This window comes from Micromonospora sp. NPDC005206 (genome assembly GCF_040608175.1).
GTDB lineage: Bacteria > Actinomycetota > Actinomycetes > Mycobacteriales > Micromonosporaceae > Micromonospora.
In genome coordinates this window covers 37,510-44,563 of sequence record NZ_JBEXHU010000032.1, presented here as the reverse complement: position 1 = coordinate 44,563, position 7,054 = coordinate 37,510, and the positions used below count along the sequence as shown (strand labels likewise).

At 71.4% G+C, this 7,054-nt stretch carries 7 protein-coding genes; 1 reads left to right on the top strand and 6 read right to left on the bottom strand.

The window, feature by feature from the left end:
• Nucleotides 1-91: 91 nt before the first annotated feature.
• Nucleotides 92-535 (bottom strand): AAA family ATPase, encoded by a 444-nt coding sequence (locus ABZU69_RS33585; RefSeq protein ID WP_354968310.1) that lies wholly within the window; start codon nt 533-535, stop codon nt 92-94.
• Nucleotides 536-587: 52 nt separating this feature from the next.
• Between ABZU69_RS33585 and ABZU69_RS33580 the strand changes: the two genes are divergently transcribed.
• Entirely contained in the window at nt 588-1,592 is a 1,005-nt protein-coding gene (locus ABZU69_RS33580; protein WP_354968309.1) for a tyrosine-type recombinase/integrase, read from the top strand.
• 6 nt (nt 1,593-1,598) lie between these two features.
• Here the strand turns inward: ABZU69_RS33580 and ABZU69_RS33575 are convergent, their stop codons facing one another.
• The 5 genes from ABZU69_RS33575 to ABZU69_RS33555 form a co-directional block, all read right to left on the bottom strand.
• The gene (locus ABZU69_RS33575) at nt 1,599-2,234 is read right to left on the bottom strand and encodes a fasciclin domain-containing protein (RefSeq protein WP_354968308.1); all 636 of its coding nucleotides are present in this window, start codon (nt 2,232-2,234) and stop codon (nt 1,599-1,601) included.
• A 96-nt stretch (nt 2,235-2,330) separates the two neighbouring features.
• Nucleotides 2,331-4,439 carry a M14 family zinc carboxypeptidase gene (locus ABZU69_RS33570; RefSeq protein WP_354968307.1) on the bottom strand — a complete coding sequence of 703 codons (2,109 nt, stop codon included), beginning with the start codon at nt 4,437-4,439 and terminating at the stop codon, nt 2,331-2,333.
• Between the two features lie 117 nt (nt 4,440-4,556).
• The gene (locus ABZU69_RS33565; RefSeq protein WP_354968306.1) at nt 4,557-5,354 is read right to left on the bottom strand and encodes an MBL fold metallo-hydrolase; all 798 of its coding nucleotides are present in this window, start codon (nt 5,352-5,354) and stop codon (nt 4,557-4,559) included.
• The gene (locus ABZU69_RS33560; protein ID WP_354968305.1) at nt 5,351-6,151 is read right to left on the bottom strand and encodes an alpha/beta hydrolase; all 801 of its coding nucleotides are present in this window, start codon (nt 6,149-6,151) and stop codon (nt 5,351-5,353) included. Before ABZU69_RS33560 ends, ABZU69_RS33565 begins: the two co-directional genes overlap by 4 nt.
• Nucleotides 6,152-6,249: 98 nt before the next feature.
• A complete protein-coding gene (locus ABZU69_RS33555) occupies nt 6,250-7,029 on the bottom strand; it encodes an endonuclease/exonuclease/phosphatase family protein (protein WP_354968304.1) in 780 nt (259 codons plus the stop codon).
• Nucleotides 7,030-7,054: the final 25 nt, after the last annotated feature.

Here is a 7,054-nt window from a genome sequence, read left to right as displayed (position 1 = left end):
CCAGATTCGACAAACTCGCTGTGCGCTACCAGGCCACACTCCACGTCGCCGCGATCAACGAATGGCTCTGAACCGAGCTATGAAACACGGCCTAGTGCAGGTGGGCGAAGGCCAGCGCCTCGGCGTAGCTGATCCGGCGCGCGGGCGTGTTTCGGATGAAGCCCAGCGGGCCGATCAGGAACACCGGCCGCTGGTAGGTCCGCTCGCGAACGATCCGGTTCAACTCGCTGGCGAGCGCCGGGCCGATGGGTCGCCCCAGGTGTCGGGCCAGCGCCAGCGTGCACAACGGTGATCGGTCGTAGAGCTGCACCGGGCCGTGTGAGCTGGTTTGCCGGTGGCGCTGGAGTTGGGCGACGGCGTCGACGAAGCTGGGCTCGCGCCACGGCTCAGCGTGCCCCTGCGCCTGCCGCTGGGTGATGACGTCGGTGGCGGCCTCTCGTACGGTGACGTGTCCCCTGTGGCGTAGCGCCTCGATCAGGGTGGTCTTGCCGGCGCCGGGTGCTCCGGTCAGGACGTACCGCCGGGGTTCTGGCATCTACTCCCCTCTCCCTTGCCGATGAACGCGAAAAAGCTGCATAATATCCCTTATGCATGACAAAAAGGACGACTCGCTTGATGTGCTGATCGAGGAGTTCCTGACCGCCCGCGCGACCCGCAAGCCCTCCCCCCACACCCTCGCGGCGTACCGGCGGGACCTGCACGCGGTGGCCGCCCTGATCGGCGAGGACGTCACCACTCCCCTCCCCCGTGATTCGCTGTCCATCACCGATCTCTCCCCCCGAGTGATGCGGGCGGCGTTCGCCCGTTTCGCCGCGCCCCGGGCGCCCGCGTCGGTGCACCGGGCCTGGTCCACCTGGAACAGTTTCTTCACGTTCCTCGTGGCGGACGGGGTGGTGGCGGGCAATCCGATGCCGGCGGTCGGCCGGCCGCGGGCCCTGCTCCCCCAGCCCAAGCCGCTGCGCGGGGCGGACACCCCCGAGCTGCTGCTCGCCTCGGCCGCGCGTGACGACGGCCGGCAGCGTGACCCGTGGCCGGAGCGGGACGTGGCGGTGCTGGCGGTGGCGCTCTGCGCGGGGCTGCGGCTGTCGGAGCTGCTGGCGCTGCGGGTCGGCTCGCTGGCGGGTCGGCCTGGTGAACGGCGGGTCGAGGTGGTCGGCAAGGGTGGGCGGCCCCGGGTGGTGCCGATCGAGGCGGATCTGGACGGGGTGCTGGTGGACTACCTGGACAGTCGGGTGCGGCGCTTCGGGTCGCGGTCGGTACGCCCGGACTCGGCGTTGCTGGTGGACCGGCGGGGCGAGCCGCTGCGTCGTGGTGGACTCCAGTATCTGGTGGAGTCGTGTTACCGGCGGGCGGGCATCGGTGACCGGGTGCCGCGTGGTGCGCGGTTGCACGCGTTGCGGCACACGTTCGCGACGCGGCTGGCCGAGGACGGGGCGAGCGCGGCGGAGATCATGCGGTTGCTGGGGCACGCGTCGTTGGCGTCGTCGCAGACGTACATCGAGGTGACGGCCGATCAGCAGCGCGACGCGGTGCGGGCCAACCGCACCAACCGGGCGCTGGCCGCCCTGGGGCCGGCGGACCGGGCGCGGTGAGCGGGGTCAGTGGGCCCGCTGGTCGGTGTCGTCGGCGGTGGTGGGCAGTGGGCCGAGTACCGCGTTGATGATGTGGATGCGCGCGTTGGTGGCCTGGTAGTCGGCGCACACCGCGTCGGCCCGGTCGTCGAGGCGGGCGGTGGTTGCGGTGCGGGTGAGGGTGACGGTGGCGCCGTCGAGGGTGGTGGCGGTGCCGGCGGTCACCAGCTCCTCGATGGGGTGGGTTCCGGCGATCAGGTGTGCCTTGAGCAGGGTGCGCAGTTGGTCGGTGTGGCGGGTCATCAGGTCGTCCCAGTTGTCCTCGGAGAACTTGGCGGCGAAGGCGTCGTCGGAGGGCGCCAGGATGGTGACGCCGGTGCCGGTGGGCAGGTCGGTGAGGGCGCCGCTGGTGCGCAGGGCCGCCTCGAACGTGGTGAGGGTGGGGATCCACCGGAGTGCCTGGTCGACGGGTTGGCCGGCGAGGAAGGTCGGGTTTCCGGGGTCGGTGCCGGTGGGCAGGGCGGCGCAGAGTGGTCCGGTGACCTGGGGTGCGCTGGTGTTGCTCGGTGGTCGCGCGTCCGTTGTGGAGGTGGCGGTGCAGGCGGCGGTGGCCAGCAGCAGGGCCGGTACGAGGAGGCGGAGAGCGCGGGACGGGTTCGACACGGCGGGCTCCACGGGTCGGGGGTCGGTGGGTGGGTTGCGCCGGCGGTACGGGCGTGGTGCCCGTACCGCCGGCGCGCCGGCTCGACTAGCTGCCGGTCACAGTGCCGCGCACTGGGTGGTGCGCGGACCGTGCACGGTGTTGGTCACGCCGAGGTTGGTCGGGGCGGGACTGTTCGCGGTGCAGCTGAGCGGGCCGCGGATGGTGTTGCCGGCCAGCAGGGGTGCGTCGGTGCCGGTGGTGTTGCCGGACAGGCTGACCGGGCCGGCGATCGTGACGTCGATGATGGAGATCGCGTCGGTGGTGTTGGTGATCTGGACCGGGCCGTTGATGGTGCTGTCGGCGAGGAGGACGCCGGCGGCGCGGGTGGCGCTGACCGGCCCGCTGATGGTGGTTCCGGTCGCGACGAGTGCGGCGCCCGCCCGGACGGTGACCGGGCCGCTGATGGTGGCGTCGGCGGCGCAGGTGAAGCCGGAGACGACCAGTGGTCCGTTGCGTCGGCCGGTGAGGGTGGGGTAGACGCGTTCGCCGTCGGTCAGCTTCTCCACGCCCTTGGTGTCGAGCAGCAGCGGGATGAGGCCGCGTTCGGGCTGGTTGAGAGGTACGTAGTAGCCGTCACTGGTCTTGATGACCTTCCACCCGTGTGCGGCGATGCGCTGCGCGACGGTGGTGCCCACACCGCCTGGTCCGTCGGTGCGTGCGCCGTTGTACTGCTCGTCGGTGAGCTTGTAGGCGCACGGGGCGTTGTCGAGGATGAGGTCGGCGCGGGGTGCGTCCAGCGGCGGAGGGCTGTCGCCGGGGTGCGGGGCGGGGTGGGCGGGGATCGGTCGGGAGCCGCGGAAGACGAGGCGGCCGGTGTTGGCGGCCTGGATTTCGATGGACTCGGCGCGGGAGGTGAGGATGTCGCCTCGGTCGGCGCGGTGGTAGTCCAGGAACTGGTGGAAGGTCCACAGGGCCGAGTAGGTCTTGCGGCGCCGGTTGTTGGCGGTGTTGCCCTCGTCGGGTCGGGTCTGTCCGCCGGAGCTGCGCAGTTCCAGCAGGGAGTTGGCGACGTTCTTGAGGCCGAGGGTGTTGCGCAGGATGGTTTCCTCGCTGAGGCCGACGTTGCCGCCGCCTTCGCAGCCGTAGGGGCAGGCCCACCAGCCGGCTTCGGCGCCCTTGGCGTACATGTGTCCTTCGATCATGTCCTGGGACTGGTCGAAGACGGGTTGGGCGACGTTCTGGTGTCGGGGCGGCAGCATCGGCAGGTCGCCTGCGCGGGAGTTGCCGAACTCGTGGCCGTCGTAGCCGGCGACGGGTCGGTAGTCGCGGACCATCTTGATGTACGCGGCGGTCTCCGGCTGGCGGATCAGAGAGTAGTCACGGTTGAGGTCCTGGCCGGTGGAGTTGCCGCGGGTGTTGGCGGCCCGGCCGTCGCCGTTGATGGTGGGGACGATCAGGACGGTGGTGTGGCTGAGCAGGTCCGTGATGCGGGGGTCGGTGCTGAACGCGAGTTGCCGGGCCATGATGAGGCAGGCTTCGCGGTCGCCCGGTTCGTTGCCGTGCACGTTGCAGTTGATGGCCACGGGTGCGGTGGCGGCGACGGCCTCCGGGGTGGCGGCCGGGGTGGGGGAACCGATGACCAGCATGTTGATCGGTCGGTTCTGGACGGTGCGGCCGAGCTCGACGACGCGGACGCGGTCGCTGAGGGCGTCGATGGCGGCCGTGTAGGCGTACTCGTCGGTGTCGCTGGTGTACTGCGCGGCGTGGGCGGTCTCCCACTGGGTGCGCAGTTGCTCGCCCGGAGTGCCGAGGTTGCCCCAGGGTGCGGTGGTGGTGGCGACGATCGGGTCGGAGTAGGGCTGTTCGGCCGTGCCGGCGCGGGCGCGTACCCGCCATTGGAACGTGTCGCCGGGGTTGAAGCCGGCGTCGGCGAAGGTGGGTGCCTGTTGGTTGATCTGGCGGTTGGGGCGCCAGATGCCGACGATGGTGGGTGCGCCGGTGGGGGTGCCGTTGGCGTCGACGGCGGTGCGTTCGATCTGGTAGTCGGTGGCGCCGTCGACGGGTTGCCAGGCGAGGGTGGCGTACCCGTCGGCCTGGCGGACGGTGAGGTTGGCGACCTGGTTGGGTTCTGCCGCGCTCTGGGCGTTGGCGGGGGTGGGTGCGGCGGTGAGGGTGATGGTGAGGAGTGTGGAGATGGCGAGGACGGTGGGTCGCTGGCGTCTCATGTGGCCTCCGACTAGTTGATCGTGGCGCGATTCGACCAGCATGATCGTCGGAGGTCGTCGATGCAATGATCTTGAGGGAATCTTGCGACAGGGCTCCCTCTCCCCCGGCGGCCGTTGCTACGCGCTGATGGTGGTGGGCTGCCCGAGTGGCAGCCAGCGGATGCTGTCGCGGACGGCGGGCGGGGCGGCGGCGAACGCCCGCTCGATCACGTCGCGTGGCTCCTGGAAGTGCTGCCAGCCCTCGTAGTGCACCGGGATCGCGGTCTGCGGTCGGAGTGCGGCGCACAGCTGCGCCGCGCGTCGGGCTGTCATCGAGTAGCGCAGCGGCCCGGTGCTGGGGAACCGCACCCCGCCTAGGTGCAGCAGCACGGTGCCGACGGGGATGCGGGTGGCGACGTGGCGTACGCCGCGGTGCAGCACCGTGTCGCCGGTGATCCACAGCGCGCCGTGTTGTTGCCCCGCCCAGCGCATTGCGAAGCCGACGACGTCGCCGACGATCGGGGTGCTCAGCGGTGGGCCGTGCCGGCACGGCGTCGCGGTCACCTCGATCGTCGGGCGTCCGGGGTGTTCGAGCCGGGTCGTTTCCCAGGCGCGCAGGCCGTGGGCGTCGTGGCCGAGCCGGCGCGCCCCGGATGTGGTGGTGAGCACGGTGTCCACGTCGGTCAGCAGTGCGCGGCCGGCGTCGTCGAGGTTGTCGCCGTGGTGGTCGTGGGTGAGCAGCACCGCGTCGATCGGGCCGAGGTCGGCGGCGGGGATGGCCGGGCCGGTGGTCTTGCGGGAGGAGGTGCCCCAGCCGAAGGTGTAGCGCCGTCCGGGTGGGTCGAAGGTCGGGTCGGTGAGCAGCCGCCAGCCGCCGACCTCGATCAGCGTGGTGGGGCCGCCGATGTGGGTGATCCGCAGCGGCTCGGTGTTCACCGGGCGTGCCGCAGCGCCCAGTCGAGGGCGTGGTCGGCGATGTCCTGCCAGCCCTGCTGGGCGGGGAGCAGGTGCGCGTACCCGTCGTAGAGCTTGACCTCGGTGACCGTGTCGCCCTGGTAGTGCGCGGCGTTGGAGCGCTGCACGCTCGGCGGCATGATGTGGTCCTTTGAGCCGGAGATGAACAGCAGTGGCGCGCGCTGGTCGTTGTGGTAGTCGACGGCGATGTCCTGCGGGCCGGGCAGCAGGTTGGCCAGCACGCTGTCCCAGAGGATGCCGCCGGAGGCGGGGATGGCGTAGCGCTCGTACAGCGCCCGCGACTCGTGCTCGTCGAAGGTGTTGGTGAACGCGTAGTGCCACTGCTCGAAGGTGAACCCGACGGCCCGGTGTCGGTTCGCCGGGTTCCTCAGCACCGGGAAGGTGGAGCGGAGCTGCGAGAACGGGATCACCTTGACGCCTTCGGTGGGCGCCGAGTTGAGCGTGACCGCCGAGGTGCCGTACCCCCGGCTGAGCAGCACCTGGGTGAACGCGCCGCCGGCCGAGTGGCCCATGATGATGGGTGGTCTGGGCAGCGCCTCGACGACCGTGGACAGGTGCTCGATGATCTGCGGCGCGGTCAGCGTCTCCAGTGGGCTCGGGTCGGCGTTGAGGGCCTCGACCTCGGCTTCCAGGCCGGGGTATGCCGGGGTGAGCACCCGGAAGCCCTTGTCCTGGTAGTGGGTGACCCAGTTTTCCCAGCTGCGCGGGGTGACCCAGAATCCGTGGATGAGCACGATGGTGTCCGGCGTGTCGCTCATGGTCAGCTCCGATGGACGTCGGGGGCGGAGTTGGCGGAACGGCGGTGCTGTCGGTGAGCCCACCCTAGACATTCGTGACCCACGATGGCAGTCGATTCTCAGCCGAGGTCGACCAGCAGGGGTCGGTGGTCGGAGATGGCGGACAGCGGAGTGGTGACCGCGCGTACCGGTGGGAGCTGCTCGAGGGCGTGCCGGTCGGCGAGGATGTGGTCGAGTTGGACGCGGGGTTGCCCGGCGGGGTAGGTGGGGCGGCGACCCAGGGGGCGCCAGCCGGAGAGGAGCCGGGCCGCGCCGGCGGGCAGGTTGAGATCGCCGAGCAGGACGCGGGGCGAGGGCAGCGCCCGCAGGGCGCGGATGGTCTGCCGGAGTTGGCGGGCGTTCCAGCCGGGGACGAAGGACAGGTGGGTCGCGGCGACGGTGAGCGGCCCGTGCGGGGTGTCCAGGACGGCGGCGAGCACGACGCGGGGTTCGTCGTGCAGCAGGACGAGGCCGCCGCCGGGGCCGGGCACGTAGACCGGGGAGCGTACGGGTGCGGGCTTGAGTCGGGTGACCTGCCAGCTGCGGACGGGGTGGCGGCTGATCAGGCCGATGCCGTAGCAGGGTTCGCCGTGGCCGTCGTCGTCGTGGCGCAGGGGCCGGAACTGTTCGCCGGGGGTGCCGACGACGGCGGCGGCGAAGCGGTGGTGGGGTGCGTCGAGGGCGCGGGCGGCGATGGCGGTGAGGTCGAGGTTGCCGCTGCGGCTCTGGTCGCGGTCGACCTCCTGCAGGGCCAGCACGTCGGCGTCGAGGGCGCGCACGGCGGCGGCGAGTCGGTCCGGGTCGACGAGCCCGTCGGTCAGGGATCGTCCGTGCAGCACGTTGAAGGTGGCCAGGCGCACCCCTGCACCCTACGTCCCCGTGGCA